General features: G+C 36.0%; 16 protein-coding genes and 1 pseudogene. 1 reads left to right on the top strand and 16 read right to left on the bottom strand.

From position 1 onward, the window contains the following. Nucleotides 1-139: 139 nt before the first annotated feature. From HMPREF3249_RS06270 to HMPREF3249_RS06255, 4 genes are all read right to left on the bottom strand, one after another. Nucleotides 140-2,089, bottom strand: coding sequence for a PTS fructose transporter subunit IIABC (locus tag HMPREF3249_RS06270; RefSeq protein ID WP_070867541.1), 1,950 nt, complete (start codon nucleotides 2,087-2,089; stop codon nucleotides 140-142). Further along, complete coding sequence (gene pfkB / locus HMPREF3249_RS06265) at nucleotides 2,086-2,997, bottom strand: 1-phosphofructokinase (RefSeq protein ID WP_059220858.1); 912 nt, start codon at nucleotides 2,995-2,997, stop codon at nucleotides 2,086-2,088. Before pfkB ends, HMPREF3249_RS06270 begins: the two co-directional genes overlap by 4 nt. Then, nucleotides 2,994-3,737 carry a DeoR/GlpR family DNA-binding transcription regulator gene (locus HMPREF3249_RS06260; RefSeq protein ID WP_059221329.1) on the bottom strand — a complete coding sequence of 248 codons (744 nt, stop codon included), beginning with the start codon at nucleotides 3,735-3,737 and terminating at the stop codon, nucleotides 2,994-2,996. Before HMPREF3249_RS06260 ends, pfkB begins: the two co-directional genes overlap by 4 nt. Nucleotides 3,738-3,904: 167 nt before the next feature. Next, nucleotides 3,905-6,448 carry a M1 family metallopeptidase gene (locus tag HMPREF3249_RS06255; protein WP_070496763.1) on the bottom strand — a complete coding sequence of 848 codons (2,544 nt, stop codon included), beginning with the start codon at nucleotides 6,446-6,448 and terminating at the stop codon, nucleotides 3,905-3,907. Between the two features lie 126 nt (nucleotides 6,449-6,574). On the opposite strand from HMPREF3249_RS06255, the gene HMPREF3249_RS06250 reads away from it, so the two are divergent. Continuing rightward, entirely contained in the window at nucleotides 6,575-7,543 is a 969-nt protein-coding gene (locus tag HMPREF3249_RS06250) for an NAD(P)/FAD-dependent oxidoreductase (protein WP_059220862.1), read from the top strand. A gap of 53 nt (nucleotides 7,544-7,596) precedes the next feature. Here HMPREF3249_RS06250 and HMPREF3249_RS06245 read toward each other — a convergent pair whose 3' ends face one another. From HMPREF3249_RS06245 to HMPREF3249_RS06195, 12 genes and pseudogenes are all read right to left on the bottom strand, one after another. Next, nucleotides 7,597-9,288, bottom strand: a complete 1,692-nt coding sequence (locus HMPREF3249_RS06245) for a phospho-sugar mutase (RefSeq protein WP_049533072.1) — start codon at nucleotides 9,286-9,288, stop codon at nucleotides 7,597-7,599. Between the two features lie 177 nt (nucleotides 9,289-9,465). Then, nucleotides 9,466-10,016 (bottom strand): annotated as a pseudogene (locus tag HMPREF3249_RS06240) (glycosyltransferase family 2 protein); the annotation flags it as partial. Nucleotides 10,017-10,352: 336 nt separating this feature from the next. Beyond that, nucleotides 10,353-11,093, bottom strand: a complete 741-nt coding sequence (locus HMPREF3249_RS06235) for an alpha/beta fold hydrolase (RefSeq protein ID WP_059220865.1) — start codon at nucleotides 11,091-11,093, stop codon at nucleotides 10,353-10,355. A gap of 361 nt (nucleotides 11,094-11,454) precedes the next feature. Then, nucleotides 11,455-13,335 (bottom strand): recombinase family protein, encoded by a 1,881-nt coding sequence (locus tag HMPREF3249_RS06230; RefSeq protein ID WP_070867540.1) that lies wholly within the window; start codon nucleotides 13,333-13,335, stop codon nucleotides 11,455-11,457. Nucleotides 13,336-13,395: 60 nt separating this feature from the next. Beyond that, nucleotides 13,396-13,542: a hypothetical protein gene (locus HMPREF3249_RS09765; RefSeq protein ID WP_039883526.1), complete on the bottom strand. Its 147-nt coding sequence runs from the start codon at nucleotides 13,540-13,542 to the stop codon at nucleotides 13,396-13,398. 462 nt (nucleotides 13,543-14,004) lie between these two features. After that, nucleotides 14,005-14,415, bottom strand: coding sequence for a sigma-70 family RNA polymerase sigma factor (locus HMPREF3249_RS06225; protein WP_070867539.1), 411 nt, complete (start codon nucleotides 14,413-14,415; stop codon nucleotides 14,005-14,007). Between the two features lie 320 nt (nucleotides 14,416-14,735). After that, the gene (locus HMPREF3249_RS06220) at nucleotides 14,736-16,082 is read right to left on the bottom strand and encodes an MATE family efflux transporter (RefSeq protein ID WP_070867538.1); all 1,347 of its coding nucleotides are present in this window, start codon (nucleotides 16,080-16,082) and stop codon (nucleotides 14,736-14,738) included. Between the two features lie 31 nt (nucleotides 16,083-16,113). Further along, on the bottom strand, nucleotides 16,114-17,859 hold the full coding sequence (locus tag HMPREF3249_RS06215) for an ABC transporter ATP-binding protein (RefSeq protein WP_036380190.1): 1,746 nt from the start codon (nucleotides 17,857-17,859) through the stop codon (nucleotides 16,114-16,116). Further along, nucleotides 17,852-19,642 carry an ABC transporter ATP-binding protein gene (locus tag HMPREF3249_RS06210; protein WP_070867537.1) on the bottom strand — a complete coding sequence of 597 codons (1,791 nt, stop codon included), beginning with the start codon at nucleotides 19,640-19,642 and terminating at the stop codon, nucleotides 17,852-17,854. Before HMPREF3249_RS06210 ends, HMPREF3249_RS06215 begins: the two co-directional genes overlap by 8 nt. Continuing rightward, nucleotides 19,632-21,101, bottom strand: a complete 1,470-nt coding sequence (locus tag HMPREF3249_RS06205) for an ABC transporter ATP-binding protein (RefSeq protein ID WP_070867536.1) — start codon at nucleotides 21,099-21,101, stop codon at nucleotides 19,632-19,634. Before HMPREF3249_RS06205 ends, HMPREF3249_RS06210 begins: the two co-directional genes overlap by 11 nt. Then, complete coding sequence (locus HMPREF3249_RS06200) at nucleotides 21,086-21,799, bottom strand: energy-coupling factor transporter transmembrane component T family protein (RefSeq protein WP_036380183.1); 714 nt, start codon at nucleotides 21,797-21,799, stop codon at nucleotides 21,086-21,088. Before HMPREF3249_RS06200 ends, HMPREF3249_RS06205 begins: the two co-directional genes overlap by 16 nt. Continuing rightward, the gene (locus tag HMPREF3249_RS06195) at nucleotides 21,789-22,385 is read right to left on the bottom strand and encodes an MptD family putative ECF transporter S component (RefSeq protein WP_004804330.1); all 597 of its coding nucleotides are present in this window, start codon (nucleotides 22,383-22,385) and stop codon (nucleotides 21,789-21,791) included. Before HMPREF3249_RS06195 ends, HMPREF3249_RS06200 begins: the two co-directional genes overlap by 11 nt. Nucleotides 22,386-22,429: the final 44 nt, after the last annotated feature.

Genomic DNA, 22,429 nt, shown 5'->3' with positions numbered 1-22,429 from the left:
CGTTATTAAAATTATAACATATTTTCCAGCGCCTGACTATTTTAATCAGTATGAAAATCATCTCCTTTCAATGTTTCTTTTAGATTAAAAAAGGAGCTAGAGAATTATTCTCCAACTCCTAGAACGATGAAACTCATCATTATTTATTCAATGGTTTGCGGAGCGCTCCGAATAACACACCACTTACAATTGCGCCAATCAAGATGAAGATGATATAGAGAAGGGCATTTGAAGTAAGTGCAATAACGAAGATACCTCCGTGCGGTGCCATGAGTTTAATACCAGCCATGCCGACAAGTGCGCCTGCTAAAGCTGAACCAACCATAAAGCTTGGAATGGCACGGGCAGGGTCAGCAGCACCAAATGGAATAGCACCTTCCGTGATGAATGAGAGACCCATAACAATGTTTGTCAAACCTGAATTCCGTTCTTCTTCGGTGAATTTATCTTTGAATAGAAGGGTTGCGACAAAGACTGCAAGAGGTGGAACCATACCACCAGCCATAACTGCTGCCATCACAACTGAACCACCTGTTGAAACAGTTGCAGCAAGAGTTCCTGTACCAAAGATGTAAGCCGCTTTGTTGAAAGGACCGCCCATATCAATAGCCATCATACCACCTACAACGAGTCCAAGGAGGACAGCTGAACTACCAGATAAGCCTTCTAGGAAACTATTCAAGCCAGTATTGATAGCGGCCATTGGAATATTTACCAACAGCATCAAGAAACCAGTTAGCAATGTACCTAAAAGCGGATAAAGCAAAATAGACTTGATGCCCTCTAGTGATTTTGGAAGACCACTCAAGGATTTTTTAAGGAAGTTTACAACGTAACCTGCAAGGAAACCACCCACTAGAGCTCCAAGGAAACCAGAAGGTACACCAGCAAGTGCAAGAGTTGCTTTCCCACCTTCAGCAAATGGAATTTTACCAAAAGCAAGACCTGCTGAAGCCATACTACCTGCTACAAAACCTGGTGCTAAACCTGGCTTTTCAGCGATAGAATAAGCGATATAACCGGCAAGTACAGGAAGCATAAAGCCAAAGGCCAAACCACCAATATTCTTAAACATTGCTGCCAACTCATGATAAGTACCGAGATTTGCCAATTGATCTTTTGGCACTCCCATTGCTTGGTCAATCAAGAATGCCACCGCAATCATGATACCACCACCGATAACGAATGGAAGCATTTGGCTAACACCACTCATCAAGTGTTTGTAGAATCCACCTGCTGCATTTGTTGAAGAGGAGGCAGCTTTTTTATTGGCTGCATGATACACTTCTGCTTTTCCTGATAGTGCTAAGTTAATCAACTCTTCTGTCTTACGAATACCGTCAGCAACTGGGCGGTTAATCAATGGCTTGCCGTCAAATCGATCCATTTCTACAGCTTTATCAGCCGCAATAATAACCGCTTTTGCTTTTTGGATATCTTCTGCGGTCAGTTTGTTTCCGATACCACTAGCACCGTTGGTTTCAACCTTGATACCAACTCCCATTTCAGCAGCTACCTTTTGAAGAGCTTCTTGCGCCATATAAGTATGTGCAATTCCTGTTGTACATGCTGTTACCGCAACAAGGAAATCACCATCTTTGGTTGCTGGTGCTACCATTGCGGGCTCTGCTGCTTTATCAGACGCTTGGTCAAATAACGCAATCACTTCATCTGGTGAAGTCACTTGACGAAGTTTATCTGCAAATCCATCTTTCATCAGGTATTGGGACAATTCTGCAAGTGCAGCCAAGTGAGTATCATTCGCTCCTTCTGGTGCAGCAATCATGAAGAATAAATCTGTCGGTTGCCCGTCTAAACTTTCATAATCCACACCCTTGTTTGATTTTGCAAAAAGAACGGTTGCTTCTTTGACTGCCGCATTTTTACTGTGTGGCATGGCAATCCCGTCCCCTAAGCCTGTTGAGGTTAAAGCTTCACGAGCCAAGATTCCTTCTTTGAATGTTTCAAAATCTGTCACATAACCACTGTCAACTAAACGATGAATCATTTTATCAATAGCGGCTGTTTTTTCAGTTGCTTGTAAATCAAGCAACATCACATCTTTTCTCAGTAAATCCTGAATTTTCATATTTTTTCCACCTCTACTTTTTCATACGTTTCGTTAATAAAAGCGGCTGTCGCTAAGTCATCAGAGAAAGTCGTTGCCGTTCCGCAAGCTACTCCCCATTTGAAGGCTTCAACAGCATTTCCTGAACGGACAAATTCGCCAGTAAAGCCTGCAACCATTGAGTCACCAGCTCCGACAGAATTTTTTACGATTCCCTTGATTGGTTTTGCAAAATAAGCTCCGTCCTTTGTTACCAAAAGCGCTCCATCACCTGCCATAGAAATAATGACATGTTGCGCACCTTTAGCTAGAATTTCACGAGCGTATTTCTCAATCTCATCCAAATTTTCCAGCTTCACTCCAAAAATATCACCTAACTCGTGATTGTTGGGTTTTACCAATAATGGCTGAAACTCTAGTGAATCAATAAGTGTTTGTCCCTCGAAATCACTAACGACTTGTGCTCCAGTTTGTCTCGTCAGGCTAATTAACTCTTTGTAGACGACATTTCCTAAATTTTTATTGCTTGACCCTGCAAAGACAACTGTATCTTTCTCTGACAGCCCCGAAAGAATATCTTTTAATGCTGCCAATTGCTCTGGTGAGACGGTCGGACCCGTTCCATTGATTTCTGTCTCAGCATCTGCTTTAATCTTGACGTTGATACGCGTATCCTCTGACACTTGGACAAACTTGGTCGCAATCGCTTCATTTTCCAAGGTATCAGTAATAAATTTTCCAGTAAAGCCACCAATAAAGCCAGTCGCTGTATTGTCAATTCCCAAACGTTTGAGCACACGACTGACGTTGATGCCTTTGCCACCGGCAAATTTATCATCGCTCTCCATACGATTCACGCTTCCAACATTGACCTTATCTAAACGGACAATATAGTCAATAGAAGGATTAAGCGTAACAGTATAAATCATACTTCAATAACCTCCGTTTTTTCTTTTATCTTTTCCAATTGCTCATTGGCACATGCACTCGTAATAATGCTAGCACGTTTGATAGGGGCGACTTTCACGAAAGAGGTCTGACCGATTTTTGAGGCGTCAGCTAAGATATAAGTCTGTTTGGCGTTTTCAAGAATCGCTCGCTTGACTGCTCCTTCTTCCATATCAGGCGTTGTATAGAAATTTTCATCAATCCCATTCATACCAATAAAAGCTTTATTGAAATTCAACTGACCGATTTGGTTCAAAGCAACACCACCGATACTAGCATCTGTTGAGCTTTTGACAACCCCTCCGATAATAACCGTTGGAATATTTTTCTCAACTAATTTTGTAGCATGGTGAATGGAGTTGGTCACAACCGTCATATGTTTGCTTGAAAGCTCATTGATTAACAATTCATTTGTCGTTCCAGCATCAATAAAAATGACATCCTGTTCTTGTATCAATTCCGCCGCTTTTTGAGCAATTCGTAATTTATCTTGAACGTTTTTGATAGATTTTTCTTGATTGCTTTCTTCCTCTTGAAGGAAATGAATGCTTTCTGCTCCACCGTGAATCCGGCGCAGCTTTCTTTCATCTTCCAATTCGTCTAAATCTCTACGAACTGTTGATTCAGACGTATTTAACAAACGAACTAAGCTATCCAGAGAAACAACTTGATGATGATTGATTTCCTCTAAAATTACCTGTTTGCGTTCTGATTTTAAGATAGACCTCACCTCTTCCTGCAATCGTTTACAGATTCATTATACACCATTTTATTTCAAAGTCAAGCATTTTCTTTCAAAAACTATCACCTTTTTAATAAAATAGCAAAATGCAATAAGAAAAGGCTGACATTATCATTCAACCTTTTCTCTTTTATACTGTTATACTGCTATACTGCTGCTTTGATTGCTGCTTCAACAGCTGCTTTTTCTTTGTCAATCAAATCAATACGGGCAGTAATTTCTTTGATTCCCATGCTGATGTTACGGCTGATAGCCAAGTCAGACAATTGTGGTTCAAAGAAGGCTTTGTATTCTGCCAAACGTTCATGCGTCTTGAAAGCATTTGCTGGATAAATGACAAATTTATCAAAGCTCATATCTCCACCAAGAGCTGCCTTAATCCAATCCCAATTGTCACGCGCCCAAGTCCAGACAGTTCCTTGTGTGAAATCATGTTGTAAGAAAGTAAAATACCAGCTCATTGCTAAATCCTGCGGTTTTACAATATCTTTATTTTTCCATTCTTCTAAAAGATGAGTGAGTGTTGTTTCGTTCTTCGTATAAGAAAGAGCCGAAGCCAATTGACGTTGGAAGTTGCCGTCAACCGTTGTGATGTAGGTTGATAGATATTTATCGGTCAATTCCTTTGTCTCCTGGTGTTTGATTTGGTTAATCAAAATTTGCAAGCGAGTGGCTGCAGGAAGTTTTTCCAAACTATCGTGATAAGCTTCAAAAATTTGACTCGCTTTTTGACTCGCTTTTTCATCATCAGCCGCAATCATATTCGCTACAACAATTTGACGAACCAATTCATCTTCATCTGTTTCGCCTGCTTTAGCTTCAAAACCAAGTCGGTCAAAGTTAGCTTGATTCAGCTTAACAAGTAATTTCTTAAAAGCAACCTCTGTTTCTGTCCCTTCGTCCACAAAAGTCTTCAAACTATTTAGCACAGCTTTCACAGCAGATACTACAAGATAAGATCTTTCATTGGTCAATTTTTTAACCACTGGAATCAAATCTGCAAATGAAACGAAACCAGCTTCAGCCAACAAACGACGTTCTTGCACCACTTGCAACTTACTTGTATTATCTAAGTCTGTAATAGTTGCCAAAATATTGTCTAGCAATTCGCCTTGATAATCAGTAATGTAATGCGCTGTATTTTCCGTATTAAAACGAAGTGCTCCTTCATTTTGAGCTGCAAGAGCTGTATAATTTGGAATTTCAAGCGTTTCTGTTTCTAGAGTATCTGGGATACCAGTCCAATTACTATTCAATGGTACAACCCATAGACGACCTTTTTCTTCTTTTTCACCAATAAAGAATTGTTTTTGAGAAATTTTGAGAGTGTCATTTTCCACAATCGCTGTCAAAACAGGATAGCCTGGTTGTTCTAGCCACGAATCCATAAAGGCTGCTACGTCACGTCCTGAAGCTGCACCAAGAGCATTCCATAAGTCACGACCAATTGTATTACCATATTGATGTTTGGCAAAATAAGCATTCAAGCCTTTTGCAAAAGCTTCATCTCCTAGCCAACGACGAAGCATGTGCATGAGACGACTTCCTTTAGCGTAAACAATCGCAGGATCAAATAAGGTATTGATTTCGTCTGGATGTTTTACTTCCACATGGACAGATTGAACACCGTCAGTCGCATCCCGTTTTAGAGCCAGAGGAACGCCACTTGTTTGGAAATCCTCAAAGATGTTCCAAGTTGGTTCAATGGCATTCACACAGACATATTCCATCATGTTAGCAAAGCTTTCATTGAGCCAAAGATCATCCCACCATTTCATTGTGACCAAGTTACCAAACCATTGGTGCGCCAATTCGTGAGCAATCACAAGAGCTACTTGCTGACGACTAGTAACAGTTGAATTTTCGTCTACTAAGAGGTAAACCTCACGATAAGTGACCAAGCCCCAATTTTCCATAGCACCTGCAGAGAAATCTGGTAAAGCTACATGTAAGGATTGAGGAATTGGATACTTCACCCCATAATATTCTTCATAAAAGTCAATAGAGCGAACTGCAATATCTAGGGCAAACTCTAAGTTTGAAGCAGGGTGGGCTTTAGTAGAGTATACCCCCACCAAAGTACCATTCTTTGTTTTAGCTGTAACACCTTGCAAATCGCCAGCTGCAAATGCTAAGAGGTAAGAAGACATACGAGGCGTTGTTGCAAATGTCCAGATACCAGTTGCTTTTCGATTTTCTACATCAATTTCCGGCATATTTGAAAGCGCTATTTCTCCTGCTACTTGGTCGAATTTCAAAGAAAGATCAAAAGTTGCTTTTGCTTCTGGCTCATCTACGCTTGGAAAAGCTTCACGCGCAAAATGACTTTCAAACTGAGTAGAAAGCACTTCTTTTTTAACTCCATCAACAGTATAGTAAGACGGATAAATCCCTGTCATATTGTCTGTAATTTTACCCGTATAAGTCAGCGTTACTTCAACAACTCCTGCTTGACCAAGCTCAACGTAAACTGCTTCATTTTCATTATCTACAGAGAAAGGACGAGCTTCGCCAGCTACCTCAACGGATTGGATTGTCAAATCCTTTTGATGAAGAGAGATTTTTTCTCCCTTTGCTTCCCCGCTAATGCTAACCTTACCTGTGAATGTTTTTTGCTCCCGATTCAAATCTAAAAAAATATCATAATGTTCTGGAACAAATGTTTCAATAAAATGTGCAACTGCTTGCATGTATGTCTCCTTAATAATATAATCTGTAACTATTGTAACATAATTCACGTGTCCTAACACAATTTCTCTATCGTTTTCCTCATTTTGTGATAAAATAGAAATACGTTACTATTTTAAGGAGAAATCATGTCTGAAATTTTTGATATTACGATTGTTGGTGGGGGACCTGTGGGTCTTTTTGCTGCTTTTTATGCTCATATGCGTCAAGCAAAAGTAAATTTGATTGATTCGCTGCCTCAGCTCGGTGGACAGCCAGCCATTCTCTATCCTGAAAAGAAAATTCTGGATGTTCCTGGTTTTATCAATCTAACAGGTGAAGAATTGATTGAGCGTTTGATTGATCAAGTAAAAACATTTGAAACAAGCATACATCTCAATGAGACTGTATTAGATATCGAAAAAAATGATGAATTATTTACCTTAACAACTAGCAAAGGGGAACACATCTCAAAAGCCATTTTGATTGCTATGGGAGGTGGTGCTTTTAAACCACGTCCGCTGGAGCTAGAAAATGTAGACCAATTTGAAAACATTCACTATCACGTGTCAAATATCAATCAATACGCTGGGCAAAATATTGTCGTTCTAGGCGGTGGTGACTCTGCTGTTGATTGGGCATTGGCTTTTGATAAGATTGCACCGACCAGCATCATTCACCGCAGGGATAATTTCCGTGCTTTAGAACACAGTGTCAATGAGCTAAAAGCTTCTACTGTCACGATTAAAACACCATTTGTCCCAAGTCAACTTATAGGCGATGGAAACAAACTCACTCATCTTGAGATTACTAAAGTGAAAAGCAATGAAACAGAGCTCTTGCCGCTTGATCAGCTTTTTGTCAATTATGGCTTCAAATCATCTGTTGGAAACTTAAAAAAATGGGGACTAGAACTCAATCGCCACAAGATTATCGTCAATAGCAAACAAGAAACTTCTGTCGCAGGTATCTATGCTGCTGGAGATTGCTGTAGTTACGACGGAAAGATTGATTTGATAGCCACAGGACTAGGCGAAGCTCCTACAGCTATCAACAATGCTATGAACTATATCTATCCCGACCAAAAAATACAGCCAAAACATTCAACCAGTCTTTAAAAAGCAAAAAACTTGAAGTTCTCAAAAGAGCGCTTCAAGTTTTTTATATGTGCTTATTTCACGCTATCCATTTTTTCTCGGCAAGCCCTTTCAATAAGATCGAGTTTTTCAACACTTTCCTTTTCGTCTTTACCAATTGAATAGATGTATAGTTTGATTTTAGGTTCAGTCCCTGACGGTCTGAGTGCATACCATGAACCATCTTTAAAGTAATATTTCAAGCAGTTTTGTTTTGGAAAATCAAGATAGCCATCTTTAAAGTCAATCACTTTTTCAAGTTCCATTGCTCCAACTGTTGTCAACGGATGTTCTCTAAATTCTTCCATCATGCGACCAATTCGCTCTTGACCTTCTACACCTTCTAGCTCAAGCGAAACTTGTCTTTCATTATAGAAGCCAAACTCTGCATAAATATCATTTAAAACATCTAACAAAGTCTTACCTTGTTTTTTAAAGTAAGCAGCCATTTCTACAATCATCATAGAAGCACTGACAGCATCTTTGTCTCTGACAAAAGTTCCATAGCAGAAGCCAATACTTTCTTCATAACCGAACACATAAGTTTTTTCTTTGGTACGTTCATATTCATTGGCTTTTCCACAGATATTTTTAAATCCAGTTAAAGTCTCAACTGTTTCAATGCCATATTTCTTTGCAATTGCTCTAGATAAATCTCCTGTAACGATAGATTTCACCATGACAGGATTTTCAGGCAAATTGTTGAGGGCATAACGTTGAGAGAAGATGTAATAAGCAAGCAAAGCACCGATCTTATTTCCGTTTAAAAAGATATAATCGCCATTCGCATCTCTTACTTCCAGAGCAACACGGTCACAATCTGGGTCATTGGCAATCAAAATGTCACAATTATTTTCTTTTCCAAGCTTTTCAGAGTAAGCAAATGCTTTGGGAAATTCTGGATTTGGATAACCAACTGTTGTAAAATCTGGATCAGGAAATTCTTGTTCTTTGACAACAAAGATATTTTCAAATCCTCTTCTTTTCAGAATTTCTCTGACAGGAATATTTCCTGTACCATTCAAAGGAGTGTAGCCAACTTTGATAGATTTATCAACATCTTCATTGATCGTTAAATTGAGAACTTCTTGGTAGTAATCTTCTTCAACAGATGGATCAATATAATTTGCAAGACCGCTTTCCAAGGCTTCTTCAAAAGGAATGGACTTGATGTCTTCAAAATTCACAATTTCATCCATATGACCTGCAATTTGTCCTGCAATGTCATCTAAAATCTGTGAACCTTCTTCCCAATACGCTTTATAGCCATTGTATTCTTGTGGATTATGACTAGCCGTTACCATGACTCCTGCTTTACAGTGCAATTTTCTAATTGCATACGAGCACATTGGTGTAGGATGAATGCCATTGTAAATATAGGTTTTAATTCCATGAGCAGCCATGATAGAGCAAGTCAATTCAGCAAATTCTTTTGATTTATATCTGACATCATAACTGATTGCAACACCTCTTTTAATCGCTTCTTCACCATGGTCTTTCAAGGTTTCAGCTAATGCTTGGGCTGCTTTTCCTACCATGTATTTATTCATGCGGTTGGTACCAGCACCCAATTTCCCACGAAGACCAGCGGTCCCAAACTCAAGACCCTTGTAGAATCGATCTTCGATCTCAGCTTCATCATCCTGAATAGACAGCAAATCAGCTTTTGTTTCTTCATCAAAGAAATCATTGTTTAGCCATTGTTCATAAACTTCTTTGTAGTTCATATAACGACTCCTTTTAATATATTATTTCTCAATAATTCCATTCTATACTACCTTTTCGTTTTTATCAATCCTTTTCCCGATTTTTCTTTAAAACGCTTGCAGTTTTTTAATTTTTTTGCTACTTACAATCATTTTGACATTTTTATATTCTAAATGCTCTGTATCAAAACCAACCTAAGCAAATATTCCCTTGGAAAAACGATTGTATTCAGAAACATCTAAAATGGCATCTACCATTTGTCGGCGCATGAGACGAAAGTCACGCGCACCATCCACCATTTCAACTTGACTAATTTTATTGATTAATTGATAAAACATCTTAGCAAAAAAGCTACGAATCGGAGGCTCTCCATCACGAGTTGTCCATCGTGTTCCCACACAATCCAAATCAGGGTTCTTATCCAGCATGGATTTCATTGTGAGTAAAAGTTCCGGAGGATCTTGCAAATCTGCATCCATGACGGTCACCCAATCACCAGTTGCACATTTGAGACCTGCGTAAAGAGCCGCTTCCTTTCCAAAATTCCTTGAAAAAGAAAGATAATGAACATGTTCATCTACTTGATTTAGGTCGCGTAGAATTTATAAAGTCTATCTTGTGAACCATCATTAACAAAAATATATTCAAACTCTTCGTTCATCTGTGATTCTATTTTTTCCATTTCTGCATAAAACAGTGGAATCGTCTCTTCTTCATAATAACAAGGAATAACTGCTGATATTGCCATTCTTCTCACTTTCTGAATGTTCCTTCTGTTAGAATAGCTCTGACTCGCAACAATCATATTATACCATACCCACATGGCATTCTCTACTATTTCCATAAAGGAGAAACAAGAACTTCTCAACACTATAAATCAAAATATTTTTATTTTATGCCAGCACTTCAGCATTAGAAAAGTAAATTTTACAATTCAAAAATATAATCCACAATTCTCTTAGCCACTTTTTCTGTTGCTTTAGCCATATCTTCTCTAGTCCAAGTATCATTTTGATAATTGACTAGGGATTTTTCAAAGGAGTAACCGCTTTTTGCGTAGGATATGAAATTGCTAAACTGGAATTTAACGAACTAATCTCTTTACTCTTTCAACATAATCATCTGCATGATTTATGCTAATATCTCCATGATAATACCCTTGTAATATTTCAAGTTCACTATTTGGTATTAATTCAGCAATTTTAACTGCCGATTTTTTCATAATAGATCTTTCTTTGCTCCCAACTAGTATTAGAACCTTTGCTCTAGTACGTGATAAAGTATCTTTTAATTCATAACTAGAATTTGACTTCATAAAAGCAATTAAATTATTTTTTGAAATTTTACAAGTATCTTCATAATATAAATCATATAAACTATTTTTTATCTTTAAATTTTTAAACTGTAATTTTGAAAACCAGCTTTTTTTAGTTAAACCATATGTTAAATTAAATATCGGTTCTATCATTTTATAAGTAAACTTCATTGGAATCACCAAAGCACTTTCAATAACAGCATATTCACATATATTGGGATTCCTAGATAATATTTCTAACAATACTTGTCCTCCTAATGATAATCCTCCAATCAATTTTACTTTTCCATTATAATTTTCATTTATAAAATTTATTATTTCTGAAGCATTATTTTCAATAGAAATAAAATTTGTATCACTGTCTGAGTGTCCATCTAGTATAGGAATAACAATATGAAATTCATCTTCAAGCAAGCCTATTTCATCTATATAATTCCACCAAGAAAGACCACCACCGTGTAATAAAATTATAATATCTTTATTTTTTAATCCATACTCTTTGTATTTCATTTTACACCTCTAAATTATAATTTAGCAATTTACATACTCACATATTATGCCATATATTTGTGAACCATTCAATGAAATTCATAACATGACTATCTTTTATCTGTATTCCATTACGTTCCCCTTTTTCATTTTCTCTATGTCCAAACTCTCATAGGGAATGGCAAGTTTGTGTAAACCGCAAGCTTATTGATTGCTACGCTCCAATGATACGCTTGAACAGCTCTAACAGCACGTCCTCGACATCGCAAACATTGAATACCAGTTCGATAGCCCTTTCCTTTCAGCTCCAAAAACCTGCCTTTTTCTTCGTCCTGCGAGGTATAGACGAACACATCATCCCAGATAGTAATGCTCGATGTATTTATCGTGTCTGTATTCGGATTTGATCACCCTCACTCGTCAAGACGATATGCTTGAAAAAGGGCTTAAAATAAAGGATTTTCACTCTTTGCTTCGTTGTAGCGACACTACGCACTCCACATGTGTTGTCCATAGGATAGGAACACAAATTATTGACCTCGTCGCTTGAATGAGGATACAATTTGTTGTCAGTTTCCTCATTAACTTCCTTGGCATTTTTTCTTCTGCTCTTGAATAATCTTCCGTCCTGAGAATCTTTTTTTCCAGTCTTATATATGATAGTAATCATTGCAGGATCAATTTCACCTTCATCGTTAGTTCCCCCAATGATGATTTTATCTACTATACTTTCAAATACTGCCCTATCAAATTCCTCAAGATATTTATTGGACTCAAGTAATTTTTTAAACCCCTCGAGCCTTTTCTTCAACGCTTTTTCATCAGTGAGTGTTACTTCTAAAGTCCTTTTTTCTGCAAGTAATTTTTCTTTACTAATAGCTATTTCATTATACTTATCCTGATATATATCCATGCTGATTGACTCATTCAGCCTTAACTCAACAAGATCCTTTTCTTTCTTTAGTATCTTATCAAGTTGATTTGTTATCTTCTTCAGGTCTTTAGCTAAACTGTTGTCTTTCAATTCTTCTTCCACAGTTTTAAGGAATTCATTAGTAATTTCCACATTATTGTGGCATACCTGACGATAACTTTCCATAAATGCTTTTTCTATGGCTTCTTCTTCAATCCCTTTACTATGCGGACAATACTTCTTTCCGTTTTTAGTAGCATTGACACACTGCCATATAACTTTTGTATATTCTGAACTCGAATGCCAATTTCTTCTTGAAAGATTATGACCGCAAAATCCACATTCAAGCATACTGCTAAAAGCATATTTTCTTGAATACTTTTCTCTCTTACCGCCATTATTAGCAACGGTATTTCTGTTTTTTGACCTTCTTAATCTAATACCTTGAGCTTTTTCAAAATCTTCTTCCGAAATGATTGGCTCGTGATGATTCTCTATATAAAACTTATCCTGTTCTCCGAAATTATCCAATCTTCTCTTTGAAATAGGATCAACCGTATAGGTCTTTCCCATCATAAGATCCCCTTTATATTTCTCATTTTTTATGATTCCTAAAACTGTTGTTTCCGTCCATCTTTTATTTCCTCTTGGCGATAAATATCCTTGTTCTTCAAGTTCTCTGGAGATTACCATACCGCCAACACCTTCAATATATCTTCTGAAAATATATCTTACAATCTCAGCTTCTTTTTCATTGATAGAAATGCTTTTAGTTTCCGGATCATAGTCATAGCCTAAACACCCTTGAAAGCCGACCATTTCTCCTCTTTCCATCTTCATTCTCAAACCTTTTTTGACATTGGCTGAAATGTTCTCTACTTCCTGTTGCGCAACTGAACTCAAAATTGTTAAAAGCAACTCTCCGTCCATTGTTAAGGTGTTTATGTTTTCCTCTTCAAAAAAGACCGCAACATTAAACTCTTTCAACTTTCTTACATACTTTAAGGTGTCTAATGTATTTCTTGCAAATCTTGATATAGACTTTGTAATTATCATATCTATATCGCCGTTCATACAGTCATTTATTAATCTTTGAAAGTCAATTCTTCGATCAACCTGTGTTCCTGTTATCGCCTCGTCAGCATATATTCCGGCAAGAGTCCACTCTTTATTTTTTTGTATAAATTCTGTGTAATGTTCTACCTGAGAATTATAGCTGTTAATCTGATCTTCAGTATCCGTACTAACTCTGCAATACGCTGCCACTCTCTTTATTGAGCGTTCAACACAGCCTGATGCAGTTCTTTTCAGTGTGGTATCACCTTTAATAACTTTTACATCTTTCTTCACTGCATCCGCCTCCTTTTTGTATCTCTCTATGCAGTTCTATTATACCACACTCGCAAAACATTATAAATATAATTCTGTTGAAATGTTGTACTTTTTCATCAGTTTTAACTTTATCTTTCTATATTCAATATCGTTTAGTAAATGTTTAGAGAGCAAGATAGATAGCATAGATAATTGGAGGCTATATCTTAATAGTTCATTATTCATTCTAAATCCTCCTCATATAATTTTATCTAAAGTTTTATGACATTAACGGGTGCTTAGGATAAGCAACATTGGAATCTCACCACCGCCCCTGTTAAGATGAGCCGGTTTTCACTAAAGAAGTATCATTATCATTACTTAGGTCATCGCTCGCAAAGTTATCCTCGTTCTTTGCTTTAAGAAAATTTATTTATCGCTCGTTTCCTTCTATCCTTGTCTTTGACAGTATTCATTTAAACCGAATTTCTTCAGCAGGAAAGTCATGGCGTAAATTCCTTACGCTCACTAAGTAATTAAAAGTCCCGTCATGGTCTATTCAGTTGTCAAAGAACAAATATTTGAAAGGGATTTTCTTTACATCTTCCTGTTTGCCATAAATAGGCTATATCTCTTATAAAAGTAAAGGAAGTCAAACTCCCCTTCACTTTACATAAGGAAAATTTGACCCCTTTGGTTACCGAAGTTTTAAAGTTCTTCGATAAATTTTTTCAGCTTTTCAAGAATTTTATTTCTTCTCTTCATTAAAGCCGGATGTGTAATACTTTTTAATTTTGCTACTGATCGAAGTGTTTCATCATTGAAGTACAAACGCTCTATGATGTCCCTTTCTTCATCATTCAGTTTTGATATAGCGTATCGCAATGATTCAATCATCATTTGTGTTTCTACAATCTTTGCTACATCAACGCTTTCATCGACAATATTATCTACATAATGTCCATCATGATCCAACGATGAAAAAAAGAGCAAGTGGTTTTTTCTGTCCACCTGCTCTAAATACTTTTCATGTTCTCTTTCACGCCAGTAGACTTTGTATATCTCCTCACTGACTTTTACCTTTTGTCCGTTTACATATAGATAAAATTCTTTTTTCATTTTGAAGTCCTCCATTTCTTTTGACTGACTGTTTTTCAGGCAAAAAAATGGAGGACTTCTGCATCCGGGCATAAGAAGTCCTCTAAAATGAACGAAATTCGTTCTTTTTTGAAATGTATTTAATTGTTTAAGAGAGTATGCGTAAGCACAGACAACTACAAGGATTATAGAAAAAAGGAGTATTTTTATTCCATTTCAATTCTACAAGGAAACTTTTACACTTGTTCATCTCCCTTTCCCTCCATTCATTATTGATAAATAGCATCCATACCCTCAGCCTCTTTTGATTATTTTCGCTTTTATATCAAATGTCCTTATCTTTATGCTTTGTCTTTCCCCATTTTATTAAGTTCACTAAGCATCATAAGTATTCCAACAGTAATCATAATGAAATCTACCAGTGGTTGTGTGAACCATACCGCTTTTATTCCAAATGCCATTGGCAAAAAGATCATTGCAGGAACAAATAAGAATAACTGTCTAAGCATAACAATCATTCCGGCTTTCTTTCCATTTCCGATTGATTGGAAGAATGTAATCGTCATAACCATCACGCCGTACAAGATAAATACGGAATAGAACAATCTGAAATTTCCTACTCCTTGTGCAATAATGCTTGCCTCTACACCGAACAAGGAAAGAATCTGACTTGAAAACAGTAAAGATGGAAGCCAAAAGATTGCTGCAAGGATAAGTCCTCCAATAGAAAATACCTTCATACCTTGTCTTACTCTATCAAACTGTTTTGCTCCGAAGTTTGTACCAACAACAGGTTGCAGCCCCTGACTCATTCCCCAAAGCGGAATAAAGGAAAAGGCATATACACGAAGTGATGCCGCCATTAGAATTCCGTTCGTATCTCCACCATATTTAAATGCCATTTTGTAAAGCATTGTTTGTTGTATCATAAATAGGAGCTGCATCATCATAGCGGATGAACCGACAGAAAACATTTCTTTTTTAATTTCCGCATCAGATTGTATCTTATGAATTTTAACGACCTTACTCTTTTTCAAGAAATAATGTAGTGTTACAGCAGCTTGAACAAATTGGGCTGTGATCGTTGCAAGGGCAGCACCTTCAATGGCGTATTCACCCATAACGGTCATTAGTATCGGATCAAGTATGATATTAAGTAAAGCGCCAAATCCCATAATCAGCATGGCTTTTTTCATCAGTCCTTCGCCACGCATTACCATGTTGGCAGACTGTGTAAAGTTCACAAATAGAGAACCGATGAAAATTACTCTAAGGTATCTGATTCCATAGGCTTTGATTTCACCTGTCGCACCCACCATATCTAAAAAGTGTGGTGCGAGGAGGATTCCTCCGACTGTGATGATAGCAGAGAACAAAATCACCCAAAAGATTAAGTTCCCCATAATTTTATCTACAGTTTTTTGATCTCCTTTACCGATTGCTCTTGAAAGTACAGAAGCAGAACCTACACCAAGTAAAGTTGAAACACCGCTGTTAAAAAAAGTAAGGGGCATTGCAACGCCGCAGGCAGTCATTGCTGTCTGTCCTATAATTTTCCCTGCAAATATTCCGTCCATTAACGGATACAAACCGATTACTATCATTCCGATAACCGCTGGAATAGATAGCTGAAAGAGTAAATCTATCGGTCTTTTTGTTAATAGTTGTTCTTTTATATCCTGTTTCAAGTACTTACCTCCATTTATAATAAATATATTCTTACAGTATTTTTACGCCATTATTTTTATTTTGCAGCTCTACCATATTTTTATAAATTCCATTTAAAGCAATTAGCTCATTATGGGTTCCCTGTTCTGCAATATTACCTTCCTTGATTACAATAATATTGTCGGCATCTCTAATAGTATTTAATCTATGGGCGATAACTAATAATGTTTTATTCTTTACCAATTCACTAATTGCTTCCTGTATATAGCTTTCATTGTCCACATCAACACTTGCTGTTGCCTCGTCAAGAATTACAATAGGAGCATCTTTTAACATGCAACGGGCAATAGAAATTCTTTGTTTTTCACCACCGGATAAAGTTGCTCCTCCCTCTCCAATCATTGTGTCAAATCCATCAGGAAGTGCCATAATAAAATCATAGCATCTTGCTTTCTTGGCTGCTTCTATAACTTCTTCTTTCGTTGCATTTTCTTTCCCCATGGCAATATTGTTAAAAATAGTATCTTGAAATAAATAAACTCTCTGGAAAACCATACTGATTTCCGACATCAATTCAGATAGTGAAACATCCTTTATATTCACTCCTCTAATCAAAATTTCACCGGAATCCACATCCCAAAATCTTGTCAAAAGATTTGCTACTGTGGATTTACCTCCCCCGGACTGTCCAACTAAAGCCGTCATTGTATTCTTATTCATTTTGAAACTCATATCATGCAAGACCTCTTTTTCACCATAAGAAAATTTAACATGATTAAAACAAATTTCAGGTTCTGAGGTATCAGATTTTGAAATATGTTTTTTGCCCACATCTTGCAGTTCAGTTTCATTTAACACTTCTTCAATACGATCCAATGCAGCGTTCATTACAGTAAGCCTTGTCGCTTCTCCATAAAGTGTTTTTAAAGGGCTGAATAAGTCAAACACAAACAAAATAAGCCCCAACATATATGGAAGTCCCAAAGTTCCTTGATGATTAAGATATAAAGCCACTGCTAAAATAAATGTAATCCCAATTCCATAAATAATATTTAAACCGGTTGTCCATGGTGTTATTTTATTTTCAAATTTTATAGATGTGTCCTTTGAGGATATAAAATTATCTGTAAGAGATTTAGAATTTTCGCCTAAAAGGTTGTAACTTTTAATAACACTGATCCCCTCAGCAAATGACAAAACTGCATCGGTGAGTTTTTCACTTTGTTCTTGTCTAATAACCGCTTCAGATAAAGACATTTTATTCATGCTATTTGCAAGCAATGTTGCAACCAGTGTTACACACACCGCAATCAGTCCAATTCTGTAATCTAAAACAAACATGAATACTGTTAGTACAAGTGTTGATAATACATAGCTCATCATATTGGCAATCGTACTCATGGAAACTTCTTCAATAAAAGCCATGTCCGAACTTAAAACAGAATTTATTTTTCCTAAATTACCTGCTGTAAAATATCCCATCGGAAGCTTTCTAAGATGATTCCCAAGCTCCATTCTTTTATCAGCAAAAATCATAAAGCCGGCTGCACTTTGTAATTTATCGCTTAAGAAGTGAACCACAGCTTGTAATAAAACCACTAAAACAAGTCCCACCCCTACATATAGAAAAGTTTTGGAGGTATTCGTTTTTTCATAAAATCCAATCAAAACGGTAAATGCAATAAATATAGGCATTTTACTTAATATAGATTCAATAAAGGCAAATATAAATGCAGACTTTATTCTGTTTTTGTATTTACCTGATAAATTTAAAATTCTTGAAATTAGTCTAAACATTCATTTCACCTTCCTTTCTGCTGATTTTCCAATCTTTACTAAATAGTGTCGCATCCCATAATTTACGATATTCTGCTGAAGATTCTAATAGATCTTTATGCTTTCCATTCGCAACTAAATGACCATGATCCATAACCAATATCTGATCTGCATCTACAATAGATGGCAGCTTATGTGCAATAACAATTAAGGTTTTTCCTTTCACAAGTTCACGAATAGCCGCTTCCATTTTTTCTTCATTTTCCGGGTCTGCGTAGGCTGTTGCCTCATCAAGTACAACAATCGGAGCATTCTTCAAAATAGCTCTCGCTAATGATATTCTTTGCCTTTCTCCACCTGAAAGCATCTTTCCTGCTTCTCCAGCCAAAGAATAAATACCATCCGGAAGTCTATTTAAGAATTCCATGCACTGGGCTTTTTTAGCTGCTTCAATAACCTCATCATCACTGGCAGCTAAATTACCAATGCGAATATTTTCTAAAAGCGAGGTATTAAATAGATATTGGTCTTGTGCTACATAAGAAATTTGTTTGTTGAGTGATTCCAATCTTATGTCTTGTATGTCTTGTCCACCAATACTTATGCTTCCATCTAAAACATCATAATAATGAATTAAAAGTTTAGCCAAAGTACTTTTTCCTGAACCGGATTCGCCAACAATCGCTGTCTTTTCACCGGCTCTTGCCGTAAAACTAACATTATGAATAACATTCTTAATATAGGTTTCAGGCTGTCCGTTTTCTCCCATCTTGCTTAACTGATAGCCAAAGGTAACATTGTCATATAAAATAGTATGCCCTGTTCCCTTAAAATCATTTTCTCCCTGTTTTAAAGGAGCCATATTTAAGGCTTGTTCTAAAGCAGAAATCTTATAATTTAACTGTGGCATAGTTGGTAAAAACCCAAGAGCTTTCAGTAGTGGTAATCCTATACTTAAAGAAAGGCATAATATCAGTATTAAGTTAGAAAGACTTGCATAGCCCATGTATACAAAGTAACCACCAAGCGGCAATGTTAAAATAATCGTGCATGGAAGTAAAGCACTGTATAACGCCATCCATGGCCATGCCGTCTTATACCAAGCGAGTGCATAATCTCTGTAATTACTGATATCTTTAGAAAGGCGCTCATAAGACTCTGTTTGCTTATTAAATACTTTTACAACTTCCATACCGTTTACATACTCAATAATGGTATTATTCATTTTTCCACTTGCCATATAATATGGTCCCATTTGTTTCATACCTACAGAGTACATAATCATCATTGCAAGAATGCTAACCGGAATAGAAGCTAATGACATTAACGCTAATCTCCAGTCAATAAAAAACATTGAAACATAAACCATAATAGGTACAATTAGATTAGCTATTCCTTCAGGAAGTGAATGGGCTAAAAGCACCTCTAAACTGCCAATATCATCCACAAACATTTTTTTGATTGTACCAGTCCCTTTTTCTTCAACAATACCCAATGGAAGATTTTCCATTTTTTTCTGTAAGGATATTCGAAGTCCAAGCAGCGTGTTGTATGCTGCTTTATGGGATACATTAAGACCTAAACCTCCTAAGACAGCTTGCAACACTAAACAAACTAAAATACTGATCAATAAAATAGCAAATCTTTCAAATTCTAATTGCTCACCTAAAATAAGTGGATTGATAATCTGATATGCAAATAGAAAGGGTAGCACACCCATAATTACACTAATAAGCATAATAAAACTTGCTAAGTGAATTGATTTTTTATGCGAACCTGCATATTCAAAAACCTTATTTAACATAGTTTTTCTCCTTCAATAAATTTCCTTTTTTATCCATAAAATCCATAATCAACGCTTCATTTCCCTTTACAGATATTTTTTTATAATCCTTATCGCCGAGCATTAAGACGGAATGACAGGTTTTAAATAACAACTCTAAGTCATGAGTAATTATTATAATTGGAATCTCCTTTGCTTTTTCTGTCATTAAATCGGACATAATTTTCATACTTTTATAATCAAGACCTGATGTTGGTTCATCCAGAATTATCAACTTACGACCGGATAAAAACGAAGTAATAATCGCCAATCGTTGTTTTTGTCCACCGGATAATTTCTGCGGATGATTGGTTTTTTTATGCCACAGGTCTGTATCTTTTAGATATTCTCGTATTTTTTCTAAATCACTTTCCGAGTTTTTATCTTTACAAAATATCAATTCATTTTCTACTGTGTCTAAAAAAATCTGAGCATCTACATCTTGTAATACACAATACGAGTTTCTAAGCCTTTCCTTTTGTTTCTGTCCATAGCTGACATCTAAATATTTTTCAGATAATCCGCATAATGCTTTTGCTAAGGTACTTTTTCCAATACCATTAGGCCCAATCACTCCCATTATTTCGCTCTCACCAATCTCAAAGGTTAAGTTTTCTATCAAGGTTCTTTTCCCTTGATGGATACAGGCGTTATTTAATTTTATGTAGCTTTTAGCCACAATCGGTTCTTTTTTTGATACCAATTCTCTTTCATTAAGCGTTCTTAACTCAAGCTCCTTACATTTATTATTACTAAGACTCCCATTTGGAAAAATATCACATATTGTACCGTCTTTTATATAAATCAATCTGCTAAAAATCTCTTTTAAATAATAGAGCCTATGTTCCGCTATAATTATTGTCTTTCCCATCGCCTTCAATCTGAGAAGTATTTCACTGAAGTGTTTTATACTATCGTAATCAAGACTGCTTGATGGCTCATCAAAAAAAATAATATCCGTATCATAGATAAGAGTTCCAGCTATAGCTACCTTTTGCCTTTCCCCTCCTGATAACTCGAAGATAGACTTTTTTCTTAGATACTCTATTTCAAGTAACTGCATTGCTTCGTCAACTTTTTCTCTTAAGATTTTTTTCTCTAACCCTAAATTTTCACCAACTAAAGCAATTTCATCTTCAACCACATCACAAAAAAATTGATCTTTAGGATTTTGAAATACATTGCCAATATATTTAGCTAACTCTCCCTTTTTATATGCCGTTATATCTTTCCCTAAAATCTTGATTTCTCCGTCAAAATCACCATCATAAAAGGATGGAATAAGCCCGTTTAGTAATCTTAAAAGTGTTGTTTTTCCGCATCCAGAAAGACCTGTTAAGACTACAATTTCGCCTTTCTTTATAGACATTTTTAAATTTTTTAATATCAACTCCTCTCCATAATGAAAGGATCTTATTTCTGCCTCTAAAATATTTTCCATAAACTCGCCCCCAACAAAATCATCCCTCCTACTATCATTGAGATATCAATAAATGTAATTTTCACCTCATGAAAACTTGTTTTTTTCCCATCGTATTCAATTCCTTTTGATATAATTGAACAAGTTAAGGTATCACTTATGTCTATGCACTTATACATAAGAGGAACAAAATATAATTCAAATGTTCTAATTGGTTTGAAAATGCTTGCTTTAAATCCTCTAATTTTCATACCATTATTTATTTCCTTCATCCTAATAGAGATTTCCGGAATAAAACGAAAAAATACTGTGATTCCTATACCTATTCCACCATCAATTCCAATTTTTCTAAATGCAGCAATTAGATGCGAAGAGCTATATGAAGACAGAACTCTTCCCAAGATGAAAAGTGGAGCAAATTTCAACACTATAAGTAGCATTGTATATATAGAACCAATCAAAACATTTCCTAAATGGGGTTTTAGTAAATAAATAAGTCCCCATACTATAAGCAATGAAAATATTGTTCTAAATGCTTTTTTAATTGAAAATAAGGATAACAGTCCTAAAACAAAAATAAGGGAAAATAAGTATTGGGTTTGTTCTCCTATTGTTAAAACAACAGAAAATAGCAAAATCAACCCAACTATAGTAAGCGGGTTGATTTTGTCTGATAGTTGGTATTTGTTTATATTATTTTTTTCATCTCTACAAAACACTTTTTTTCTTCCTATCACTAAAAAATTTATTGTAAATATATGTTCCAAAATAGGCACCTATAACTGAAGCCACAATTGCAATCAATAAACAAATCAAGATATTTTTAGGTGTGTAAAAATTGTAAAGGAATGTTGCGTAATCGGTTGTAAACATCTTTGGAAATTGCTTTGTAAGTCCTTCTACGCCAAATACAAACGTAAAATACATAGCATGTAAGGAATATATGAACATACCTGCTCCAAACGCAGCCCCAATCTTCATATTCTTATTCTCATAATTTTCCTTTTTACCAATTACAAGTTCTGCTAAAAGTCCTGCAATAGCACAAACAGCAATTACTGGCCACATTCCCATGAGAACATAGAAAACACCCATCAATAGGAAGTATAAAAATGCTGTACCTCTTTGTCCGACCTGCTTACACATAATAACAAAGACCGGTGCTACAATAATTGTTGGCAGGGCTGATGATAAATATAAACTTGGAAGCATCCCAAACGATCCCGTCAAAAAACCTAATCCCATTGTTAATACAAACCCAATAACAGAAAATACTGCTATTTTTACAATACCTTTTAAATTCATAATTTTGTCCTCCTTGTTTTTTCAATTCGATATATTTCTATTTT

Origin of the sequence: Streptococcus sp. HMSC36C04 (assembly GCF_001839535.1) — a bacterium.
Lineage (GTDB): Bacteria > Bacillota > Bacilli > Lactobacillales > Streptococcaceae > Streptococcus > Streptococcus hominis.
The sequence above is the reverse complement of the archived record's forward strand: the minus strand, read 5'-3'. Positions and strand labels throughout refer to the sequence as shown.

Coding starts and splice junctions, on each gene's coding strand:
- HMPREF3249_RS06270 (WP_070867541.1), bottom strand. CDS start 2,089: ATGAAAATTCAGGATTTACTGAGAAAAGATGTGATGTTGCTTGATTTA.
- pfkB (WP_059220858.1), bottom strand. CDS start 2,997: ATGATTTATACTGTTACGCTTAATCCTTCTATTGACTATATTGTCCGT.
- HMPREF3249_RS06255 (WP_070496763.1), bottom strand. CDS start 6,448: ATGCAAGCAGTTGCACATTTTATTGAAACATTTGTTCCAGAACATTAT.
- HMPREF3249_RS06250 (WP_059220862.1), top strand. CDS start 6,575: ATGTCTGAAATTTTTGATATTACGATTGTTGGTGGGGGACCTGTGGGT.
- HMPREF3249_RS06245 (WP_049533072.1), bottom strand. CDS start 9,288: ATGAACTACAAAGAAGTTTATGAACAATGGCTAAACAATGATTTCTTT.
- HMPREF3249_RS06235 (WP_059220865.1), bottom strand. CDS start 11,093: ATGAAATACAAAGAGTATGGATTAAAAAATAAAGATATTATAATTTTA.
- HMPREF3249_RS09765 (WP_039883526.1), bottom strand. CDS start 13,542: ATGAATAATGAACTATTAAGATATAGCCTCCAATTATCTATGCTATCT.
- HMPREF3249_RS06225 (WP_070867539.1), bottom strand. CDS start 14,415: ATGAAAAAAGAATTTTATCTATATGTAAACGGACAAAAGGTAAAAGTC.
- HMPREF3249_RS06215 (WP_036380190.1), bottom strand. CDS start 17,859: ATGTTTAGACTAATTTCAAGAATTTTAAATTTATCAGGTAAATACAAA.
- HMPREF3249_RS06210 (WP_070867537.1), bottom strand. CDS start 19,642: ATGTTAAATAAGGTTTTTGAATATGCAGGTTCGCATAAAAAATCAATT.
- HMPREF3249_RS06205 (WP_070867536.1), bottom strand. CDS start 21,101: ATGGAAAATATTTTAGAGGCAGAAATAAGATCCTTTCATTATGGAGAG.
- HMPREF3249_RS06195 (WP_004804330.1), bottom strand. CDS start 22,385: ATGAATTTAAAAGGTATTGTAAAAATAGCAGTATTTTCTGTTATTGGG.